The organism is Methanobacteriaceae archaeon (assembly GCA_030656015.1).
Classification (GTDB): domain Archaea; phylum Methanobacteriota; class Methanobacteria; order Methanobacteriales; family Methanobacteriaceae; genus UBA349.
Window position 1 is genome coordinate 81,628 of record JAUSNX010000009.1, and the last position, 22,663, is coordinate 104,290.

Annotated in this window: 23 protein-coding genes; 4 read left to right on the plus strand and 19 right to left on the minus strand. The window is 31.1% G+C overall.

The window, feature by feature from the left end; translation table 11 throughout:
• The first annotated feature begins 245 nt into the window (after window positions 1-245).
• From Q7I96_07000 to Q7I96_07010, 3 genes are all read left to right on the plus strand, one after another.
• On the plus strand, window positions 246-989 hold the full coding sequence (locus Q7I96_07000) for a 4-phosphopantoate--beta-alanine ligase (GenBank protein ID MDO9627353.1): 744 nt from the start codon (window positions 246-248) through the stop codon (window positions 987-989).
• A 105-nt stretch (window positions 990-1,094) separates the two neighbouring features.
• On the plus strand, window positions 1,095-1,658 hold the full coding sequence (locus Q7I96_07005) for an AAA family ATPase (GenBank protein ID MDO9627354.1): 564 nt from the start codon (window positions 1,095-1,097) through the stop codon (window positions 1,656-1,658).
• A 17-nt stretch (window positions 1,659-1,675) separates the two neighbouring features.
• Window positions 1,676-2,065 carry an RNA-binding domain-containing protein gene (locus Q7I96_07010; protein ID MDO9627355.1) on the plus strand — a complete coding sequence of 130 codons (390 nt, stop codon included), beginning with the start codon at window positions 1,676-1,678 and terminating at the stop codon, window positions 2,063-2,065.
• Between the two features lie 109 nt (window positions 2,066-2,174).
• Here Q7I96_07010 and Q7I96_07015 read toward each other — a convergent pair whose 3' ends face one another.
• The 7 genes from Q7I96_07015 to Q7I96_07045 all read right to left on the minus strand — a co-directional run bounded on the left by Q7I96_07015 (window position 2,175) and on the right by Q7I96_07045 (window position 8,883).
• A complete protein-coding gene (locus Q7I96_07015; protein ID MDO9627356.1) occupies window positions 2,175-2,861 on the minus strand; it encodes a TIGR00289 family protein in 687 nt (228 codons plus the stop codon).
• Window positions 2,862-2,999: 138 nt separating this feature from the next.
• Window positions 3,000-3,809, minus strand: coding sequence for a hypothetical protein (locus tag Q7I96_07020; protein MDO9627357.1), 810 nt, complete (start codon window positions 3,807-3,809; stop codon window positions 3,000-3,002).
• A gap of 72 nt (window positions 3,810-3,881) precedes the next feature.
• Window positions 3,882-4,313 carry a hypothetical protein gene (locus Q7I96_07025; GenBank protein ID MDO9627358.1) on the minus strand — a complete coding sequence of 144 codons (432 nt, stop codon included), beginning with the start codon at window positions 4,311-4,313 and terminating at the stop codon, window positions 3,882-3,884.
• A gap of 69 nt (window positions 4,314-4,382) precedes the next feature.
• On the minus strand, window positions 4,383-4,781 hold the full coding sequence (locus Q7I96_07030) for a hypothetical protein (protein MDO9627359.1): 399 nt from the start codon (window positions 4,779-4,781) through the stop codon (window positions 4,383-4,385).
• Between the two features lie 9 nt (window positions 4,782-4,790).
• Window positions 4,791-5,828 carry a hypothetical protein gene (locus Q7I96_07035; GenBank protein MDO9627360.1) on the minus strand — a complete coding sequence of 346 codons (1,038 nt, stop codon included), beginning with the start codon at window positions 5,826-5,828 and terminating at the stop codon, window positions 4,791-4,793.
• Window positions 5,829-5,840: 12 nt separating this feature from the next.
• Window positions 5,841-7,979 carry a hypothetical protein gene (locus tag Q7I96_07040; GenBank protein MDO9627361.1) on the minus strand — a complete coding sequence of 713 codons (2,139 nt, stop codon included), beginning with the start codon at window positions 7,977-7,979 and terminating at the stop codon, window positions 5,841-5,843.
• A gap of 4 nt (window positions 7,980-7,983) precedes the next feature.
• The gene (locus Q7I96_07045; GenBank protein MDO9627362.1) at window positions 7,984-8,883 is read right to left on the minus strand and encodes a hypothetical protein; all 900 of its coding nucleotides are present in this window, start codon (window positions 8,881-8,883) and stop codon (window positions 7,984-7,986) included.
• 194 nt (window positions 8,884-9,077) lie between these two features.
• Between Q7I96_07045 and Q7I96_07050 the strand changes: the two genes are divergently transcribed.
• The gene (locus Q7I96_07050; GenBank protein MDO9627363.1) at window positions 9,078-9,464 is read left to right on the plus strand and encodes a pilus assembly protein; all 387 of its coding nucleotides are present in this window, start codon (window positions 9,078-9,080) and stop codon (window positions 9,462-9,464) included.
• Between the two features lie 58 nt (window positions 9,465-9,522).
• Here Q7I96_07050 and Q7I96_07055 read toward each other — a convergent pair whose 3' ends face one another.
• From Q7I96_07055 to cysK, 12 genes are all read right to left on the minus strand, one after another.
• Entirely contained in the window at window positions 9,523-10,500 is a 978-nt protein-coding gene (locus Q7I96_07055) for a DUF2101 family protein (GenBank protein MDO9627364.1), read from the minus strand.
• Window positions 10,501-10,527: 27 nt separating this feature from the next.
• Window positions 10,528-10,950 (minus strand): class III signal peptide-containing protein, encoded by a 423-nt coding sequence (locus Q7I96_07060; protein ID MDO9627365.1) that lies wholly within the window; start codon window positions 10,948-10,950, stop codon window positions 10,528-10,530.
• 164 nt (window positions 10,951-11,114) lie between these two features.
• Window positions 11,115-12,272: an A24 family peptidase C-terminal domain-containing protein gene (locus Q7I96_07065; protein MDO9627366.1), complete on the minus strand. Its 1,158-nt coding sequence runs from the start codon at window positions 12,270-12,272 to the stop codon at window positions 11,115-11,117.
• 259 nt (window positions 12,273-12,531) lie between these two features.
• Window positions 12,532-14,136 carry a CTP synthase (glutamine hydrolyzing) gene (pyrG, locus tag Q7I96_07070; GenBank protein ID MDO9627367.1) on the minus strand — a complete coding sequence of 535 codons (1,605 nt, stop codon included), beginning with the start codon at window positions 14,134-14,136 and terminating at the stop codon, window positions 12,532-12,534.
• Window positions 14,137-14,585: 449 nt separating this feature from the next.
• Window positions 14,586-15,782, minus strand: a complete 1,197-nt coding sequence (locus Q7I96_07075; GenBank protein MDO9627368.1) for a cofactor-independent phosphoglycerate mutase — start codon at window positions 15,780-15,782, stop codon at window positions 14,586-14,588.
• Window positions 15,783-16,004: 222 nt separating this feature from the next.
• Window positions 16,005-17,021, minus strand: a complete 1,017-nt coding sequence (locus Q7I96_07080; GenBank protein MDO9627369.1) for a homoserine dehydrogenase — start codon at window positions 17,019-17,021, stop codon at window positions 16,005-16,007.
• A gap of 121 nt (window positions 17,022-17,142) precedes the next feature.
• Window positions 17,143-17,631, minus strand: a complete 489-nt coding sequence (locus Q7I96_07085; protein ID MDO9627370.1) for an amino acid-binding protein — start codon at window positions 17,629-17,631, stop codon at window positions 17,143-17,145.
• A 124-nt stretch (window positions 17,632-17,755) separates the two neighbouring features.
• A complete protein-coding gene (gene gatC / locus Q7I96_07090) occupies window positions 17,756-17,968 on the minus strand; it encodes an Asp-tRNA(Asn) amidotransferase subunit GatC (GenBank protein ID MDO9627371.1) in 213 nt (70 codons plus the stop codon).
• Window positions 17,969-18,221: 253 nt separating this feature from the next.
• Window positions 18,222-19,811, minus strand: coding sequence for an asparagine synthase (glutamine-hydrolyzing) (gene asnB, locus Q7I96_07095; protein ID MDO9627372.1), 1,590 nt, complete (start codon window positions 19,809-19,811; stop codon window positions 18,222-18,224).
• A 355-nt stretch (window positions 19,812-20,166) separates the two neighbouring features.
• The gene (locus Q7I96_07100; protein MDO9627373.1) at window positions 20,167-20,547 is read right to left on the minus strand and encodes a helix-turn-helix domain-containing protein; all 381 of its coding nucleotides are present in this window, start codon (window positions 20,545-20,547) and stop codon (window positions 20,167-20,169) included.
• A 178-nt stretch (window positions 20,548-20,725) separates the two neighbouring features.
• Entirely contained in the window at window positions 20,726-21,439 is a 714-nt protein-coding gene (gene cysE, locus Q7I96_07105; protein ID MDO9627374.1) for a serine O-acetyltransferase, read from the minus strand.
• A gap of 141 nt (window positions 21,440-21,580) precedes the next feature.
• Window positions 21,581-22,567 carry a cysteine synthase A gene (cysK, locus tag Q7I96_07110; protein ID MDO9627375.1) on the minus strand — a complete coding sequence of 329 codons (987 nt, stop codon included), beginning with the start codon at window positions 22,565-22,567 and terminating at the stop codon, window positions 21,581-21,583.
• Between the last annotated feature and the right edge of the window lie 96 nt (window positions 22,568-22,663).

Below are 22,663 nucleotides of genomic sequence, written 5' to 3' on the forward strand. Positions count from 1 at the left end.
TTAGATTTGGGAATAGTCTAAAAATTCCATCCAATAGATATTTCTTATGTTTTCATATACAATTAAATTACCGGATATTTTAAATTAATTAGTCAATTTCAATACTATATTAATAATATTTGAATTACATTGAATTGTAATATTTATTAATATTATTAAGAATTTTAATTGTGAAATAATTCTTACTTAATATATAAGCTCAAAAAACATTAATTATTATATAACAAATAAACCTAATTTTTATTATGATTCCCAAAAATCATCCTCGTTACCATTCTCTGGTTCTCAGGGATAAAATAGTAAAAGCCCATAAAGATGGTATTCTTGCAGATTCGGGAATGATAGCTCATGGACGTGGAGAAGCATTTGATTATTTAATAGGTGAAAAAACAAGTGCACCTGCTAAAAATTCTATTAAAGCGGCCGCAGCAGCATTAATATTGGCAAAAAACCCTGTTTTATCAGTCAATGGAAACACTGCAGCACTGGTTGCAGATGAAATAGTAGAATTATGTCAGGTATTAGATGCTAAAATTGAAATTAATCTTTTTTACCGTACTCCTGAAAGAGTGGATGCTATTGAAGATGTCTTAAAAAAAGCAGGTGCTTCAGAAGTTTTAGGTGTAAATTCTGATAATTTAAAATACATTGATAGTATAGAAAGCCCACGGGCCACCGCAAGTCAAACTGGAATCTATGGCGCAGATGTAGTTCTTGTCCCATTAGAAGATGGAGATAGAGCGGAAATATTAGTTAATAGTGGTAAAAAAATTATCACCATAGATTTAAACCCACTTTCCAGGACAGCTCAAATGTCTTCTATTACCATAGTTGATAATATTGTTCGAGTTATTCCATTATTAAAAGAAATGGTCTTATTTTTAAAGGAAAAAGATAATGAATATATTGAAAATATTTTAAAGAGTTTTAATAATAAGAAAAACTTAAAAGAGTCTTTAAAGATTATAGAAATAAAGAAAACTAATTAAGTAAATATTAATTTATAGTATTTAAATAAATTAAATATTCTTATTATTATTAGAATTTTATTTGTAATGTATTTAATTTTACAATATTTAATATGAAGTGGAAAAATGAAAGTATTTGGAGTATCAGGGATGCCCGGATCAGGAAAGGGAGTTGTATCTCGCACTGCTCAAAAAATGGGTGTGAAAATTATACGTATGGGTGACGTGGTCCGTGATGAAGCAGAAATTAGAGGTAAAGAAATAGGTGAAACTGCTGTTTCATTGAGAAAAGAACATGGAGATTACGTAGTTGCCGAAAAGTGTGTGGAAAAAATCAAAAGAAATCATACTGAATCTGCAACAGATAAAATAACATTTATGATTGAAGGAATTAGAAGCCCTTATGAAATTGAAATATTTCAAAATAATTTCCCTAATTTCACGGTTGTATCAGTTTTTTCAAGCCCTAAAACTAGATTTAGACGTTTAAAAAGAAGAAAACGCTCCGATGACTCTGAAGAGTATTTAGAGTTTCAAAGAAGAGATAAAAGAGAACTTGGTTTTGGAATTGGTGAAGTTATTTCCATGTCTGATTATTTAATTGTTAATGAAGGCCCTCTATGGCGATTCAAAAACCAATCTAAAAGAATACTTAAGCAGCAAATTGAAAGTAAGAATAATAAAAAGTAATAATGGAGAGAATGCATATGGAATGCTTAGTTGAAATTTCATCTAAAATTAATCTAACTGAAGATCCTGAAAAAGTAAAAAAATCAATCCATAATATCTTTCCAAAAGGAAATATTCAACAGGATTCAGATAAATTTTTTTTAAGAGGAAATAAAGAGTTATTAAATAATTTTAAGAAAACCCTTGAAAAAAGAGAGATAATAGCCGTAGCCAGATTAATTATGGACAATAGCATTAAAGATAACATATTAACTTTTTATATAAGTAAACAAACAGCATTTGTTAATGAAATCAATTTTTCAGAAGGTAATAGTCCTTTAGGAGATATCCAAATTAAAATAGAATCATCTAATTTAGAAGAAGTTTTAAATTGGCTTGCTCCAATTGAAGAATTTGATAAATTTTGAAATAATTAAATTATTTAATTTAATATATTTTATTTAAAGAAATAAAAAGTTTGAATTTATTTAAACTGTTTTAAATTAATATATTAAAAAAATATATTAAAAAAAATTATTATTTATTTTTTCCTTCTAAGATGGCCTCTTTAATGTCCAAAAAACCATTATCATAAGACCAGTTTTTCTCAGATTTTAATATTTTAATTTTTTTATTAAAAATTGGACAGTCAAGAACCAGGGTTTCAGCTTCCCCACCCTCAAAAGCAATATTTATTCCGAATTTCTCATTTAATTTTATCAATTCTTCTAAAGATTCTTCATCAACTTTACGACCTAGCCATGATTCATCCAGGCCTTCAGCAGCAACACCAGTTAATATAATTTCAAAACCAATATCAATTAATTCTCGCATATATTCCTCAGAATCTCTTTGCCATAAAGGAGCTATAGATTCTAAACCAATATCTTTACAAATCTTATCAATTCTGGATTTTTGATAAACAGAATATAATGCACCAGAATAAATTGCCTCAACACCCAAGTTCTTTAAATTAATTAAAGCATCTTTTAAATCATCAACTTCTTTTTCCTCTTCACCTTTAGTTATTCCTTTTATTAAAGGAATATTCATGGCCTGGGCTGAAAGTTCAGTTATATGAATATTGGGTACATGATACATGTAGGAATGAGGATTCTCAGAAATCATGGAAAATAAATATTTAACCTCATTTCCATCTTCCATAGCTTTGTAAACAGCCATTGTACTATCTTTTCCACCAGAAAATAAAACTGCAGCTTTCATGATAAAATCTCTTGATTATAGTTTTAAAATATTAATTGTTTTATAATCTTAATTAATTATTATAATTAAAAATATTTAGTAAGATATAGTTTTATTTAAATAAAAATTGAATTAATTATAATTAATTATTCTAATTAATTATTCATCATCTTGCTTTCTAAGAGCTTTCTTCTTTAGATCTTTAACAAACAAGATAATCGTATCGATAAATACACCAGCCAATCCAATTAACATACCTAAAAATCCGCAAAAGAGTATAATGTTAGACTTATTAGGTAAAATTTCATTTAACCAAGCTATTTTATCTTCGACAGGGCCCTGGACTCTAATAACAACTATCTGTTGCTTAGAAATAGAGTTTATAATACTATTTACCTGGGATGCTTGGGCAATAATGGATACGTGTACCATACTGTATTTAGTGTTTATGCCACCAGTTAACATCATCCAATCCCCTAAATTTTTAATGGCCGTTTCTGGATTGTATCCTTTTTTCACAGTTAAAGTGATAACCCCAGATTCATTAACTTTCCAGGAAGTAATATTTGAATCAATTAAAGGAATTTTTTCTTCAATAAGTTTCTTACGTTCAACCGTGAATGGATCAGTTTTTATAACAATTCCATTACTATAAACTTCTAAAACACCGTTCAATTTGCTGGTGCTATCCATAAAATCAGTTATATCCATATTAGTTGAAACATCAACCACTATAGTTTCATTAGCATTACTAGTATATTGATAATATCCTCTGGCCATTTCAGGAACGTCATCATATAAAGGAGCTATGAAAAAAGCTCCACCAACTATTCCTACCATGAATCCCATGAATATTACAAATAATAGATTTTTCTTGCCAATTATTGGCGTTAGCAATGCCATTGAAAAAACAAAGACAAGAAGGACTAAGAATAAAATAATCATTAAAAGAGATACTAGTAGGTCCATTTTATCGTTCTCAAGTTATTATGGAATATTTATGATTTTCATTGATGATATTAATCAGATAAATTAAGTTATTTATCCTTTTACGGTGGAATTAGTGATATCTCTAGTGGCAACAATATTTCCATTTGTTTTATCTATATATACATCTTTAGCTAATTTACCATTTAAAGAAAGTGGAACTATCCATACTGAAACAGTCTGGTTATTAATTACTATTGAACCAGGTGTAGGGGTTCCTGTAACATAGCCCGGCAATGCAGCTATTTCTTTGGCCTTCTGGACAGTAATATTAACAGTTACATTAGCATTATTGGAAGAATTATTCCCAAAAGGTGAATTTACAGGAAGAAGTTGTGGATTAGATACAGGAATTGAAGAAGTATTATTTTGCATATTTACATCACTAGTGAAATTAAAAGGACCATAAGCATAAATTAATAATACTAAAACAACAGCACCGACTCCAATCAAGGCCTTTTGCTCCCAGGTTAAATCCAAGTCCAATTCTATTCCTCCATTAATTAGTATGATTATAGTATACTGTCATATAAAATAATAGTATTTGAAAAAGAGTTAAATTGAAGTGAAAGTAATTGTTCCATTGTTATTTTTTATAATATATTTCTGTCCTTGAGTCATATTAACCGAAGAGATGTTAGCTTTTGGGATTAAATTTATTTTTACTTGCTTACCGTTAAAAATTACTAATAGGCCAGAATTATTGACATTTATATTGTAATTTATATTATTTGGCAAGGTAGTGTTCATAGTGTATCCATTACCATTAATGAAAACCGTGTTAATTGAAGATGCTAAGCGCTCCCCTATCATACGGGCCTGACCTAAATCTCCAGTTTGAGTTTTGTTCATCTCATTGTTCACTGAACTGATGAGACTAGCAAAAATTACTATAGCAATGAGTGTGGCAAATAAAAGATCTGCTGTAGCTATTCCTTTTTGATCCATGGGCACAGTTAACACCTAATAATTATCTTTTAGTTTGAAATATGTTTTGTATGTAGGAGAAAGATAAAATATAGAACCTGTTGGGTCCGCCATATTTCTGTTTCCAAATTTTATCGGAGTGCCGGTTACCAGAGGTGTGGCAAAATATTCACGGTCCAAACGAGAAATATCTGCCCGACCATGATCTTCATATAATGGATCACCAATAATAAACGTACTCATTCTGGTCATGTTAGCATCAGCAGATGTAGTTTTATTTTCTAATCTATCAAAGAATGAAAGTCCATTCGGGTCAACAAAATAATATGATCTTGGTGTGATGTTACTAGGGTTGTTTGTTCCATTTAAACAGTAATATAAGTGATTTATTATGTTTTCCTTTTTGTCAACATCAACATCAAAGTAATAATTTGTTTCCCCAGCAATATTTGTATAGTACGGATATTTGTAAATTACATTACTGGACCTGTATTTAGTCTTAATCCACACATAAGGATCTTCTAATCCTTCTGTAGTAACATAGACAGATATGGGAGGAGTTATACCTTCAAAAGACTGTCCTTTTTGAACCACTTTTACAGGTATTCCACCTTTTACATTTACATAAAACCCAAATGGGTCTGTTTGATTTATAGTAATATCGCTTAATTTGAAGGTAGCATTAGTGTAGTTATCAATTAATATGTTATTAATATAGACTTGGCGTCCAGTTTGGTACTCGATTTCTCTGGTAGAATTAATAACATTATCATTTACCGAATCCAAAATCCTTTGACGTATATATTGCTTACTGCCACCACTGGCAAAGAAATTATTATCATCAATTACTTTCCTGGTTGCATTATAAGCAGCATTTCTTCCCGCATCAGTGGCTGCCTTTTCAATATTGGAATAAACTGAAGTGGCAGTAGATATAGTAACATCTCCACCAGTAGCCAAATTAGCCAATAAATTAGCTTCATTAACAATATTTCCATAGGAAATAGCAATGATAATAATAGGAATGAATAACAAAACGGTCATGGGCGTGAAAACATATCCTTTTTCATCCATTGTATCACCTATTTAATTTCTCCATAAATCTAACCTTATTGGAATTGAATTTGGTAAATTACCTGTAAATAAAGCTTCTGTTTTAATATCATCAGGGTCAACTGTATAGCCCGCTGCCGTAAGATTATTAATAAGAGATGTCTTGGCCATTTGTTTGGCATTTTCTGGATCATTAGCAAATGAACTGGACCACATATTTGCCAAGAATTTTGGATAAATAACCCCTACTCTGGTACCAGAGAATATTTCTGCATTGGAATAGTCAGGGGGATTACTAGCTCCATCCCCAGATTGCCAACTACTGGAAGAATCAACAAATATTCTTAAATAGTAAGTACCCTGCTTGGTAGTATAATTTCCAGGAACACCTGTTGCAGTAAAAACCTTAGTTGAATCAACAATATCCAAATCACCAATATCTAATGAAAATGGTATTGAAGTATCATTATATAGTGTTTTCCAATCATTTGAAGTAGAGTTCTTAACCTGAACCGCTACCTTACGAGTATCTAACCCCAGACCAAAGAATAAAACTATTTTTTGAGCATCAGGACCAATGTTGAAAGTTACATTATCATTAGTTTTATTGGTGTTGTACTGATAGCTATCAAATGGGAAGTTTTCCCATTTTATGGGTAAAGAACTGTAAGAAACTGTGGAATAACAATTTACCAGTCCAACTAAATCATAGTCGTTGCTGGGTACATTATCCCATGCCGTTATTCTAACTTTGTTATTTACTCCAGAACGTAGATAATTCCCAATATAAATTATTCCCGGCGTATTACCATAACCATCACCAAAAGTATAATCTGTTCCATTTATGTCAAATGAATTGAAAGCAGTAACCCAATTCTCACCATTCCATACTTCTACCAGAGCATTGTCAACTCCACCATAGGCATTAATAACTGTATAACCATCAAATATTCGAGAACCAGAAGTTACGGGTACATCATGTACCGTACATATTGCAGAGCCCCTGGATGTTGATGATGGTATGTTAGTAATATCAAAGGGAACACCATCTGAAAAGCTATGATTTTTAAGATACATGTCATTCCAACTAACTTCCCGCTTATTTGTAAAGGTATTAAGAGTACCCGAACTTAGATCATAAGTACGCCCATATTCATTAGCAATACCATCGCCATCTAAGTCCTGAGCATTTGGAACAGCTACACCTGCACCGTCCACAGCACTGAAAGTTTGGGTCAATATGCCTTTAGGAATGGTGATAGAAGTTTTATAATTGCCAATTATTGAAAACCAAGGCATATTATGGCCTTGTCGATTATTGTCTATATAATCAGATACTGGACTAGTGAATTTAACATGAAAATTGTTATTACCAGCATTTAAATTAGAAGAATTTATCAGTCCCCTATAATTGTACATTGGATAACTTACACTTGGTCTTCGGTACAAGAAAGTAAATTGTGAGTTATTAATAGCCTGTGTAGCCCCATTAATAGTAACATTGGATCCAAAAGCAGGACTATTAGCCAAAACATTGGTGTTATTTTGATTACAAGATCCTAATAAATAGTAACCTCCAGTAATATTGGCACCTTTAGGAATAGAAAACTGTATATTACTGGCAGAAGTACCATATCCCCAATAAGGTTGACTGGCCAATTTAGATTGACTACCCCATGGAGCATAGTTAGTCAACCAGTTATGGAAATTCCATAGAGTAGTAGTAGAATTTATTTCCTGGTCTTCAAATTGAACTTCTTCCAATTTATACCATGCCCGACCTAACCAACCGGATTTAGGGCCAGAGACAACAACTACGCGAGAAGCAGTATCTTTAGAAATAGAAATGCCTTTATCATTAATTAAAGGAGGATTAGAGCCAATAGTAATTTTATATGCAGTATTATTAGGTATTAATACATTTAGCTCCTCTCTAAGTATAGTTTCCGCGCCGGTAGTATTGTTACTAGCATACTTTGAAGCAGCTGCATACAATGTACCATCCTGGGTCATCACATCCAGTGCATCAGCAGCAATACTCTCTATTTCCTGATGATCCGCACCCATATAAGATGGTAAAGTATAATAGGTAAGAATTGATGCTGAAAAAACGAAAAATACAACTAAAGCAAGAATAGCATCAGTGGTAAATATAAATCCCCGATCATCCATCAAATCACCTTGTCCATATATATAATTCAAATTTAGCCGGCCTTAATTTAATATTATCTAAATTAATGTCTTGTTCCGGGGTTCCTTTGGGAGCAGCAATAACATAAACATCCATGGTAGAACCCGGAGTACTGACCGTCCTCACATTAACCACATTATCCTGGAAATAAGTTTCATTGTACATATATGGGATATCAATTTTCTGTTTTATTTCAGTAATATGCTGATTTATTTCATTGGGGTCTACAACCCAGTTATTGTTAACATCAACCGTTGCGGAGTTATAACCCCTGTTTATAACTAATACCCAGTAATCATAAGCTTGCACATAAACATCATTTGTGGGAAATGTAGTGGTGTAAGTTCTTGGTTGACCAGCATCTCTAATCAAACCTTCCAAAGAGGCAACAAGATCCAAATTAGAAGCAGAAACTAAACGTTCAACTCTAACAATATTCTGCGAGGATGCATTATAAGTACCAACTGTCCTTATAATAGTAGAATTATTAGAATTAGCAGTACTAACCTTTAAATAAACACCATATCCAGGACCTACCAGTGCTCCCAAATCATTTGTATCTATAGCCGAAAGCTTGGCTGGTGACATCAAATTCTTTACCGTTAAATTTTTATTTATATCATACTTAGCCAGACCAACAGTTGAAGGATTACCCGTACTTTCCCAATTATAAGGTACACCCGAAGTTTCAACCAGAGCATCTGCCGCATCACTTCCCACTCTTTGCAAAGAGCTTTGATATATGGTATTCTCCGATAAATACATGATATTATCCATATTAGCAACAGCCATTCCTAAAATAATTGTAATGGGGATTAAAGCTAAAAGCACATCTAAAGAAAATGCGAAACCCCTCGAATCAGCTCTTAATCTTCTCAGATGCATTCCCCCAGGATTATTATTATTATCATTATATCAAATTTATATTTGACAACATTTATATATCTTGCGTAATATTATTTAATAATAAGAGATTTTAATTACAAATAGATTTATTATTTAAGATATATTAATGATATTCTAAAAAGTTTAATTAATTTAATATAATACCTTAAATTAAATTATTTTGGTGTCTAGAAATGGATGTGCGTGGACAAATATCAATAGAGTTTCTTTTAATCTTAGGATTTATAATGGTTATTGTATTGGCTATTGCCTCACTTGCCGGGCCACAAATTGAAAAAAATTCTATTACCAGTGCTGCTAGGGAAGGTGCCAGTAATTCACTTTCAGAAATATCCTCAACTAATCCATCTTTTACTCCTAATCGAGTTACTAAAATGAATATGACTGATGCTGGAAATGTTACCTATATTAAGTTTCAATTTGCTAATACATTACCTGCCAATTACAAATCTTTAGTTTTAAATCAAACTATGCAATCTATTCTTAATCAGGCAGGGTTTACCTTCATTAATAATACAACTGTTAAAGGTAATAACGATTTATATACTATATTAATTTAGTTAACCATCAGTAAAATTCTATTTTTGTATTTATTAATTCAAATAAAATAAAAAAGAGTTAATTAAATCTTTCTACTTTGCCAATTACTTTAGAAGGCCTGTTGCCTTTCATATTAAATATGGATCCATCAATTTCTAATTTAACCATTTCATTTTCTGAAACATTAAATCCATTGTTTTCTACAATATACATATCTGGTTTTACATTAGAACGAATATCGTAATCCACTTTAACATGAGAAGTATTCATTCCAGCCTCAATAATCTCACCATAAGTGTAATTTCGATGATATCTAATTCTAAATAGTAAGAATACTGCAGCAACAGATATTACAGCAAATATGAGGAGTGAAAATGAAGGGAAAAATTGGAAAGGGAAGGCCATAGTTATATTAGCATTTCCACCTACAAAGACTAGCACTATACCAACTACAACATATAAAAAGAAAAAATCCCTATATGCTTTAAAATCTTGAGTATACATTAATTTTATCTTATAATAAACCGTGTAATAAATAAATGCAGACAATAAAATGCCTAAAAGTACATAAATATAAAATGAAATGAAATGGAATACTAAAAGAACTGATGCCACAAGGAATGCACCAGAAGCAATCTGTAATCTTAAAACTGTATTTTCTTTTTCTTTAGAATCAAACTTAGAAGAGTTTATAATAATAGAGCCTTCATCAATATCCGAATCATCAGATTCCATTACAATATCTGGCGCAGAACCTAATTCCTTCGCATAAATGGGAGATGACATTTCATCATCATCATCATCATCATCCTTTTTAGGTGATTTATTAGAATAATTAGAATATTTTTCATCAACTTTATTAGTTATATTTGATAACTTTTCACTAATTTCATCAGTATCAATTTTTTGAACTGTTTCTTTTATCTTTTCTGGACCAGTTCTTCTAAGATCCAATTCACGTATTGTAGTTGGAAGACGTATGATTCCAATAACAATAGCACCCGTGAAAGAAAAAAGTGTTATTATAATATCTCCAAATTTAGAAAAAATCTTCATAAACTCCCTCAATTATAAAAAAATAATTTAAGTTATTGATACAGTTATATATGAATTTCCTATAGTCCAGAAAACACTACCCGTATGCCAACCAGAGCTCACAGATGTAGTTTTATTACCTAAATTATATTGAGTCGAAGAATTGATATAACTATTTGTTCCATTAGAATATTGTAAACTCATTTTAACCGTACTGTTTACAAAAGATAAATTACCAGTTTGAGGAACAAAAAAACTAACTGTCCTTTTAGCCCCAGGGCCATTAGCATACACAACATCAGCAGCATTAGCCAATGTGTCTGTAGCTATTTTAGCATCAGAAGCATCTGAAACATCATTACTTGCATCAATAGAGTTTCCAATTAATGGAATAGTAATAACACTAAGTACTACTATCAAAATTAATACAACCAGCAAATATTCTACCGATACTTGTCCTCTTTTGTCCATACCTTTCATCATAATAATTTATCCTAAACATGTATATTAAGTTTTTCTCTTGAATTTAATATTAATTTAATTATATTAATCGATTTTTAAGGATTATTTTAAATTTTCTAAGTTTTTAGAAGAAATATTTTCAATATAATTAAGAAAGATTTAGTTACTTAATACTAATGCATTAAAAGGTCAACCAACTGGAAAAAGATGTAGGCCAAATCTCCAATAAAAAGAGAAATTAAAAGTCCAATAAATATGGATGGTGCGAAAGGAACTCCTCTTTTGACCCGTATACTATCTTTAATTTTATTTTCAGCAACTAATTCTTTTAATAACTCAATATCTTTTTCTGTTAGGCCCGCAGCAAGAGTTCCTAAAAGCATTTTTCCTTTAGGTGCATTAATTGAAGATAAATCACCGGTTTTAGAAGCTTTTTTAAATCTGGATATGATTCCTTCACTATCAAAATATACTTTATCCTCTGTTTCATAAAGTCCCTGAGCCATTATCATTCCTTCTTTTAAATCATCAACCTGATGATTATCCTGAAGAGCTTCTTTATTGACCGAAGTTAATAGTTTCTTTATTATTCCAATTATAGTTATAAAAATAAAAATTGTCACAATTCCCAATATAGTGATTTTGTTATTAGTGTAAAGAGCAAAAACAGTTATTATTGAAACAAAAACAGCTTTAATCCTATTGGGAATCTTAGAAATAAGGGCGGTTAAAATGTAAATCATTCCAAGTGTCAATATAAGAATTTGAAATGGTAAAAATGGAGTTATATAATACGTAATAGTTACCGCGGAGGTAACAACCAATGCTAAAAGGAAATTTTTCTGATATTCTTTTACTGGTGAAGCTAATTCATCTAAAAGATGTCGCTTTTCACTGTAAACTATATAAAATACAAATATTAGTAAAAATGGCAATATGGCCAATATACTATTTATAATAACTGTAAATGGGAATGGGTATTTTGCCATTACCGGCAATGAATAACCTAAAATACTATAACTAATCAAAACAGGTTGTAATGGTAAAAGAGCAGCTAAGGCCGTGAACATTTTCACATCTCCTCCAGCCCAGGCCCCGAGTTTCCAGAATATATATCCTAGAACAAAAATTGTTCCTGTAAATAACAAAGTATAAACAAGAATCATTAAATTTCCAGTTGAAAATGCGTTAATAGCATTTAAAGCTATTCCTAATCCTATTAATGGAAAAGTGAGCTTGTTGGCAATTATTCCTCTCTTTAAGTCTGTGTATGAAGCATATATGCATGCTAAAATTGCTATAAAGGTACAAATCAGTGGGATTGAAATCATGAAATCACTTTAACTATATTGTAAACATATTATTTTGTTAAACATATTATTAAATTAATTACTAAATGAAGTTAAATTATAATTTAAAACTAGGATATTTAATGCTATCTTTTATAAATGATTGGAAATAATTTTTAATGAATTTATTAAATGAAAACATTTAGGATAGTTATGAATAGCAGCAATAAATATTTAAATAAATCCCATTGCATTAATTTCTCCTGAAAATATAAAGGATAATTATAAAAAAGATTATAATTTATTTCAGATTATCCATTGTGGCCTGCATAAATGAAACAAATATTGGGTGTGCCCTATTAGGCCTGGACTTAAATTCAGGATGGAATTGACATCCTAAAAACCAGGGATGATCCTTAATTTCAACAATTTCCACTAAAAAGTCATCAGGAGACGTTCCAGAAATTATTAATCCTTTTTCTTCTAAAGCTTCGCGGAAATCATTATTCAATTCGAATCTGTGTCGATGACGTTCCTCCACAAGTTCTTCCTGATAAGCTTCATGGGCCATGGTGTTCTCCTTGAGCTTACAATCATATGATCCCAACCTCATGGTTCCTCCCATGTCTTTAATCTTTTTCTGTTCTTCCATCATATCAATAACTGGATAAGTGGTTTCAGTGTTAAATTCAGTACTGTGCGCATCATCAAATCCATGTAAACGTGCAAATTCAATCACCATGCACTGCATTCCCAGACAAATTCCAAATAATGGAATATTATTCTCAATAGAGAAACGAACAGCATCTAATTTTCCAGATATTCCTCGCTCACCAAAACCACCAGGGATTAGAATAGAGTCTAAATCCTTAAGTTTTTCCATATTTATAGAATCTTCGGCACTTATCCAATCAATTTCAACTTTAACACCCACGTGAGCTGCAGCATGCTTTAAAGATTCCCTAATACTGATGTAAGAATCCTCTAGCTCCACATATTTGCCTACAATCCCCACAAGAACCTTAGGTTCCTCTTTTTTAAGAGAATCTACAATATTCTCCCACTCAGAAAGATCATGGGAGTTTTCTTCAACACCCAGCTTAATTCTCTGAATAACATATTTACCTACATTCTCCCGATCCATTACCAATGGCACTTCATAAATGGAGGACACATCAGGACAATTAATTACTGCTTTAGGTTCAACATCACAGAAATGAGCAATCTTCATTTTTAAAGGCGTATCAATAGGCATTTCACTTCGACAAATTATCATATCCGGATTAATACCCGTACTTCGAAGCTCTTTAGTACTGTGCTGGGTTGGTTTGGTCTTAAATTCTCCAGCAGCCTTTAAATAAGGAACATATGTAACATGAACAAACATTACATTGTCATGGCCTTCTTCATTTCTAAGTTGTCTTAAAGCTTCTAAAAATGGTTGGCTTTCAATATCCCCCACAGTTCCTCCAACTTCGACCAGTACAACATCCGCCTGAGTTTTATCAGCCATTTTACGAATCATATGTTTAATTTCATCTGTTATATGGGGAATAATTTGCACACAAGACCCCAGGTATGATCCTTTCCGTTCTTTATTGATAACAGACATGTAAACTTTACCAGTAGTAATATTAGACTCACCTGAAAGATTAACATCTAAAAAACGCTCATAGTGGCCTAAATCAAGGTCAGTTTCCATTCCATCAAGGGTTACAAAAACTTCCCCATGCTGATAAGGATTTAAAGTTCCAGAATCCCAATTTAAATAAGGATCTATCTTAATAGCTGTTACTTCTAAACCATAAGATCTTAAAATTCTTCCAATGGAAGCTGCGGTAATTCCTTTACCAATGGAACTTACAACTCCCCCAGTTACAAATATATATTTTGCCAGACCAACCAACTCCTATATTTTACCTTAAAAAATTGTTATCATCAAAATTAAATCAATAATAACCAATATTCAAATTAATATAAATCAAATATCATGTAAAATTATTATTAAATATAATTAAAAAGACTATAATTAAAAAGACTAAAGAGATTTAAAAGCCATAATAAATCCATTTTTGAATTAAAATTATTATAATCTATTTTAAATTTTAGAGCCAAAAACACTAAAATGGACATATACCGAATTACGATTTTAGCCTTTAAATCAACAATTGCAAATTATAATACCTTTTTAACTAGAACTTCAGAGTAAATATATGTTTTTATTATATTTTTTATAATATAACCCTAAATTTTAAGTTATGAAATTTAATGTATATTATTTTAGTTATATTCTGATTAGTATTCAGTAATTATTTGTTTATTATCCTAATAAACGTTTAAATAATTAAATAAGCACTATAATCCATTAATAAGATTATTAATTAGATTATGGGCCACATCAATACCTAAAGAACCATTTTTACAAGAAAATTCATCATATTCCTGCACAGAGTCTGGTTTTAGATTAGTTGAAAAAACCACATAAGGAACCGGATCCATGGTATGCGTACCTATATCAATAGGTGTAGCATGGTCTGGCAGTAAAACCAGAGAATATTCTTCATAATCCTTCAAAGCTTCCATTAAAGGCCCTAATATTTTAAGATCTATTTCTTCAATGGCTTTAATTTTTTCTTCAAGATCACCAGCATGCCCTGCCTCATCAGGTGCCTCTACATGCACAAAAATAATATCATGATCTTTTAAAGCATCAGCAGCATATTTACCCTTAGCAGAATAATCTGTATCAAAATAACCAGTAGCACCAGGAACCTCAATATTGTTAAGGCCTAAATAAAGTCCTATTCCTTTTATCAGATCAACACCAGTGATAGTTGCACCTTTAAGAGAATATTTTTCTAAAAAATTATCTATTTCTGGCGCAGGACCCTGGCCCCATAGCCATATTCTATTTGCGGGTTTTTTGCCTTCATTTAACCTTTTTTGATTAACTTCAGAATTAATAAGAGTTTCTCGTGATTCTTCCATAAGTTTATTCAGTAAAATCGCATTATCATCAGTTTCTGGCTGAATAATGTTTTCGGATATTTTCTCACCAACAATATCATGAGGCGGTGTTGTTTTTAAATTAGAAGATTCTTTTTTACTGAAAACAAAAAGATTTCTATAACTTATACCATGATAAAAAGTACCTAAATCATCATAGTTCTTGTTTAAAATATCAATTAGATCCTTAGATTCAGAAGATGTAATATGACCTGCGTTAAAATCATCTAAAATGCCGTTATTTTCAGTAATTAGATTACATCGAAATGCAACATCATTTTTTGAAAGATTTACACCCATACTGGCTGCTTCCAATGGACCTCTTCCAGTATAATATTCTTCAGGGTCATATCCCATAATAGAAAGATTAGCCACATCTGAACCCGGATCCATATCATCAGGAACTGTTTTCAAAAATCCACTGCATCCCATGGATGCTAATTTATCCATGTTTGGTTTTTTTGCAACTTGAAGAGGAGTTTTATTATCCAATTCTTTTAAGGGATAGTCTGCCATCCCATCGCCAATTAATATAACATATTTCATGAAAATCTTCCATTAATCATTATAAAATTATTTTTTAGTTGAACAATCCCATATTCTGATTTAATATTCGAATTAAAACTAATTAATCCATTGTATTAATAAAATATAAACTGAAAATGCCTAATAAAAAATATAATTTCTAAATTTTTTATAAAAATTTTATCCTAGTTTTTATCTTAGAATCAAAAATATCTATTTTATAATTATTTTTTTATCATGATTTTATAGTTTTTTAGACTTCCAGATATTAACCAGATCACTTAAAATAGCTGAAGCCGTTTCTATAGAACCTGCTCCTTTACCCACAACAGTTACATCATCTGCCAGGTCTGTTTTAAGAGTCGCCATATTCAAGGTTCCATCTACCGCATATGGAGAATCTTCGCGTACTAATCTGGGTGAAACATTTAAAGAATCTGGGGAAACTTCAGCCATTAATTTAATTAAATAACCATCTTTTTTAGCAAGATCTATTGCTTCCGAGGTTATTCTTGATATTCCAGTTACTTGAACATCTTTCAATGTACAGTCAATACCTAAAATAGCATTGGCCAGAATAACCGTTTTACAAGCTGCATCAATTCCCTCCACGTCTTGAGTAGGGTCAGTCTCAGCAATACCTAATTGTTGAGACTCTTGTAATGTATGTTCATATGAAGAACCTTCAGCAGTCATTCTAGAGAGAATAAAATTAGTAGTACCATTGAGAATACCTAATATGGATTTAATTTCATTTCCAGGTAGAGTTTCTTGGGCGAAATTTAATATAGGCATAGCTCCACCAACAGAAGCTTCAAATTTAAATTCGACTCCGTTTTCTTGTGATACGTCCCTTAATTCACTGAAAAATAAAGCAAGATGCCCTTTATTAGAAGTTACCACATCTTTCTTATCTTTCATAGCCTTAATTGTGAGGGATTTAGCAGGCTCACCATTTTCAATATTAGTGGGTGTTACTTCCACCAGACAATCATATTCCACTTTATCCAGAACATCTAATCCCTCAATAGCTTTAACACCTATTTCAGGATAATCACTAACTTTTCCAGATTCTGATTTAACTTTTAATAATAATTCTGGATCCAGGCCTTCTTGGGAAATAGCTGCTCCAGATGAATCTGTAACTGCTACTATTTTCAAATCCATTCCATAATTTTTAAGGAGATAATCCTTTTTCTGTGATACAACCTTAGCCACCCCTTGGCCAACGGCACCAAAACCCATTAAACAAATTCGCATAAAATTCCTCCAATATCAAACTCATTATTGTAGAATACGTTTGAATTAACTTAAATCATTCTAATTAGAGAATCATGGACTATATGATAGAATCACGATTTAAGAAAATCACATGGTAGTATTAAACTTCACTAATAACCAAAAAATCTTTTTTATGACCAATGCTATTAATTCTGTGCATTAGTTCCTCTTTTTTGCCAAAATCTGCTTCCACAGTTATTCTTGCAGATGAATCCAGCGGTTCTTCAGCCATTTTAAGAGCCAAATCTGCTACCCTAACTCCTTCTAACTGGTTAATTTGATCCATAGTGTCTTTAACGTCTCTGTCAACAATATTTCCAATAAGAATAGTTTTTATGGTTTCTTTGAGAAGAACTCCATCCATTTCAATAACTTTGATTCCTAACTCATCTAGCTTTTTCATTACCAAATCAAGAGTATTAGGTTCTCCTTCAATAGTTATTTGAACTGGAATTAATCCTCTTTCAGTTTTAATATCTCTTTGATGAATAACTGTAACTAAATTAGCTCCTAAAGCCCCAATAGGTTCTAATACAGCTACTAATTTCCCAGGAACATCCAGAAGTTCAAGTACCAGGTTCAAACGCATTTTATCTCCTCTTTAATTATGTATTATAAATTCTAAGTATCTAAATAGTCCTAATTTTATTAATAAAAATAAAATTAATAAGTAAAATAAAAATCTTAGTTAAAATTAATTATTATGAAATAGATTATTTCCATTTACTCTTTTCAACAATCATATTTCCATTTTCATCCACATTAGTATTTCTCATTATCCGGTAAGGATTTTTATCATGAGCTATATCTTTACGTGTAAGATTAATGTTATCTACAATATAATGAGTTTCTTCCAATTCAGGAATGTTCTCCAATGTTTTTGAAAATTCTTTTAAGATTTTTTCTGCTTCTTTTTCGATTTTCATTTAAAATCCTTCTCTTTAAGTATAGTGGTAAAGTTTAATTTATTTTGAATTATTTTTAAAATTTATTAAATTAGAATATCTTATTTATATTATTATTAATTTGTTTAGCTTTATAAATATTGTTCATAGTAAATTTAGAAGATTTTAAAATAAAACCAATGCATAAAAATCAAGGAACTAAACTTATTGAATAATATTTGATTATATAATTACTTAATTAATAAATGAATTATCCTATTATAATCTTAATTATCTAAAAGCCTCTTAGTTGTTTCATGAAGGCCACCTCATCAAAATCTTTAAGGACCTTTTTTACCAATATTTTATGAACACCAGACCCATATTGGGCTGCTTTTTTGGGGCGATTTTCAATGAAATCCGGAACGCCCATTTCACCAGCCACCTGTCTCAAAATATGCTTTCGTAATATATCACTTTCACTTTCAATTTTATATTTAATTGGTATTCTAAAAGCAGTTTTAATTACCTCTTTATCCAAAAAAGGAACTCTGAGTTCAACACCATGGGCCATAGTAGCAGCGTCATCTCTTTGAAGGTTCACATGATAAATATTCTTTATATCTTGCTTTAATACTTCTTGAGTGCCTTCCCCATAATTAAAATAATCTTTTAGGTAACGATTATATCCCCCAAATAGTTCATCAGCACCTTGACCAGATAATACAACTTTTAATTTATCTTCACTGGCCATTTTTGCTGCAAGAAAAATAGGCATGGCCACCCCAATTTTCATTACATTGAACTCTTCAATGGCCTCTAAAACCGGTTTTAATGTATTTCTAACAATCTCTTCATTTACATCAAAAGTTTTTAATTTTAAATCGTAATATTCAGCAGCCCTATTAGCAAATTGAAAGTCAGAAGAGTTTTTTGTTCCAACCGTGTAAAGTGTGGTTTCGATGTCCCTATTTTTTAAAATAGAAGCTAATATTGTACTATCCACACCACCCGAGAAAACTAATCCCACTTTATCCAAGCCATAAATTCTTTTATCTACCGATTTTTCTAATACATGTTTTAATTCATTTTTCAAAGATTTTAATGAATTATTATTTATTTTATAATCATTATCCTGATTATGGATATTAGGATCTTTCAAATCTAACAATGATTCAGCAAGAATCAGTTCGTCATTGAACAGAATGTGGCCCGGAGGTAATGAATGAACTTCTTTTATCCCTACTTTCCATAAGGCCTTTCTTTCAGAAGCAAAAGCTCGTATTTTACCTTTAATTTTACCATAGTAAAGTGGTTTGACACCTACCGGATCCCTAGCCAATGCTAAATTCTTTCCATCATAAATAGCAAAAGCGTAATCTCCATCAATTTTTTGCATGGTTTTTTTTAAAGAATCTAATAATATTTTCTTATATGAATCCTCAGTTCGATAGTCAAAACTATCATTTTCCTTTGAATTATACTTAAAGTTCAAATCAAGGCCATTTTTTTCCATTAAAATTTCCAAAAAGTATTTGTTTAAATTAATAACAATTTCACAATCAGAATCCGTTTTAAAATCGTTTTCAGAAGAGATTTTTATAGATTCTTTAATTTCTTGGAAATTATAGATTTCACCATTACAAACCAATAACCACTGGTCATTTACAATTGGTTGCGATCCATGGCACCCTACAATAGAGAGTAAATTATGCCCCAGGCCAAAATTTCCTTCAGGAGTGATTATTTGTGATATGTCTCCATGAATCAAGTGATTATTAATCCATAGGCCAGAATCATCAGGCCCTCTATGTTTTAAAAGACCTAACATTTCTTTTAGATCATTAGAAATGTTATCTCCCGCTATGCCAACGATTCCACACATTTATATCCCAATTTTTTATAAGTTATTTTAATGGCTGGTTAGTTTATTATTGATTAATTTTAGTATTGAATAATAAGATAAGTTATAAAATCTTTAATTTATAAGTTTATTAAATCCTAAATCGTATTTTATAATCGAATTATATAAAATTAATTATTTACTAAGAATTTACTAAGATTTAATTTCATAAAGTTAAAAAAGGTCAAATTTCATGAAATATTCAATTGAAAAAATAGATTAGAATACGTAAAATATATTTAAATATATAATAATTTATGCATTTATAAAAATATTTATTTTAAAAGTCAAAATTAGATTATATGGCTTTGTTTAGTTTCTTAGTTAATATATGGGATCATCCGCAGTCAGCTTCAGAACCCATACACGCATTACAATCAGATGGAATATTATCTTTTTCTTTATGTAATTGACACATAATATCTTCAGTTTTAACCCGTTTACATATATGACAAGTACGAGGTATTATATCCCTGGTAGTTGCTGTGCCCTCTTTAAGGTCTAATGCAAAAGTTTTGATTAATTTCTGGATATCATCATTGAATTTTATGCCGTGTCCCCTTTTATCACTAATGTATTGGGAAACTGCCGGTTGAGTAATGTCAAGTAATTCAGAAATTTCTTTTTGTTTCATACCCAATTTTAGAAGTTCTTTAGCCAGTTCTGAACGAACTGTTGGTATAACATACCACACAACCATTTCACATGGAGGTCTCATTTAAATCACGATTTCCTGTTATATTTATATTAATAATTAAACAATTAATTAAAAAAATGACTTTTAACATATTATTTTTAATTAAGATATTTTAAATTAATATCTTTGTTAAAATCTTCAATTATAATCATTTTATTTAAATTAAATTTGATTATATATTATGTTTTTCCATATTTTTTTAGATGCCTGCCCCCTCACAAAATATTTCTTCCATTTCTGATTTTCTTTTTAATAAGCCATTTATTTTCATTACCTCTGAAGTGAGTCCCAGTTCTTTTATCTGAGCTTCCATTTCATCCTGTCGTTTTAAAAGTAAATTAATGACTTCTGCAACAGGATCCGGGAGTTCACCATGATCTAAATCAATGGCACATTTTCGCTCTTCTTGTACAACTCTTCCAGGAATTCCTACACATGTTGCACCTGGAGGAATAGACCTTAAAACAACAGATCCTGCTCCGATTTTAGAACAGGTCCCGATTGTTATATTACCTATAATTTTTGCTCCAGAACCTATAACAACACCGTCTTTTATAGTGGGGTGCCTTTTCTTTCGCTCAAGACTTGTACCACCAAGTACGACCCCCTGATAAATTAAGACATCATCACCGACAATTGCAGTTTCTCCAATAACTACCCCCATCCCATGGTCTATAAAAACCCTCCGACCTATAACTGCTCCTGGATGAATTTCAATTCCTGTGACAAAACGAGCAAAAGCAGATATGAATCTTCCTAAAAAAAGTAAATTGTGGTTCCAGAACCTTTGACTTATTCTATGGAACCATATTGCAAATAATCCCGGATAACAGAGTAATATTTCCAGAGTACTGCGTGCAGCAGGATCTCTCATTCTTACCATATTCATATCCTCTTTTACCATTTCAAGCATGAAAAACCTCCAATTTAGTTTTTAAGACATAGAATTTTAGTAAATTTATAATAAAGATCTAGTTATTTAAAAGATTATCTAAATCAAATCTTTATTCAATAAAACTAATTTTTTTAAATGCTCTATAAATTTTAATGTTTATTAATGGGGGAACATTGCCTGATCATATGATTGGTATAATTCCTCAAAAACCCATTCCATACTGAGGTATCTTTCTCCAGTATCTGGTAAAACAGCTACAATTAATTTACCTTCATTTTCAGGTCTTTTAGCTAGTTCAATTGCAGCCCATGTAGCCGCTCCTGAAGAAATACCCGCAAAAATTCCTTCTTCACGAGCAAGTTTTAGTAAAGTTGCTGCAGCATCTTCATCTTTAACCGGAATAATTTCATCAATTAGATCTGTTCTGAGAACCTCAGGAACAAATCCTGCACCTATACCCTGTATTTTGTGAGGTCCTTTTACACCAGTGGCTAATACTTGTGAAGTCTCAGGTTCTACAGCAACAGCTTTGAATCCCGGTTTTCTTTCTTTTAATACTTCAGCCACACCAGTAATTGTCCCTCCGGTACCTACTCCCGCAACAATAATATCTGCTTTACCTTCAGTGTCTCTCCAGATTTCTTCTGCTGTAGTTTCCCTGTGAATTTTAGGGTTAGCTGGATTTTTGAATTGTTGAGGCATTACCGCATTTGGAATTTGACTGGCTAACTCTTCAGCTTTAGCTATCGCACCAGGCATTCCATCTGCGCCCGGAGTTAAAACAATTTCTGCACCAAATACTGCCAGAAGTTTTCTTCGCTCTAAAGACATGGTATCCGGCATGGTGAGAATCAATCGGTATCCTTTAGCAGCAGCCACAAACCCAAGTGCAATTCCCGTGTTCCCACTGGTTGGTTCAATGAGTACAGAATCCTCTTTAATTAGTCCTTGCTCTTCACCGTATTCTACTAAAGCAACACCAATTCTATCTTTTATACTACTTATAGGGTTAAATGATTCAACTTTTACAACAACCTCAGCTTTAAGGCCTGTAGTTAATCTGTTTAATCTTACTAATGGAGTATTTCCTATTGTTTCTGTGATATCGTTTGCTATTCCTCTTTTAAGTTCTGGTATCTTTACCATATTCTCACCGTTATTTTTTTTATTTATTCATTAAATTATATATAACCATTGTTATATAACAATTGTTATAATTCTTTTGTATTAAAACTTATAAAG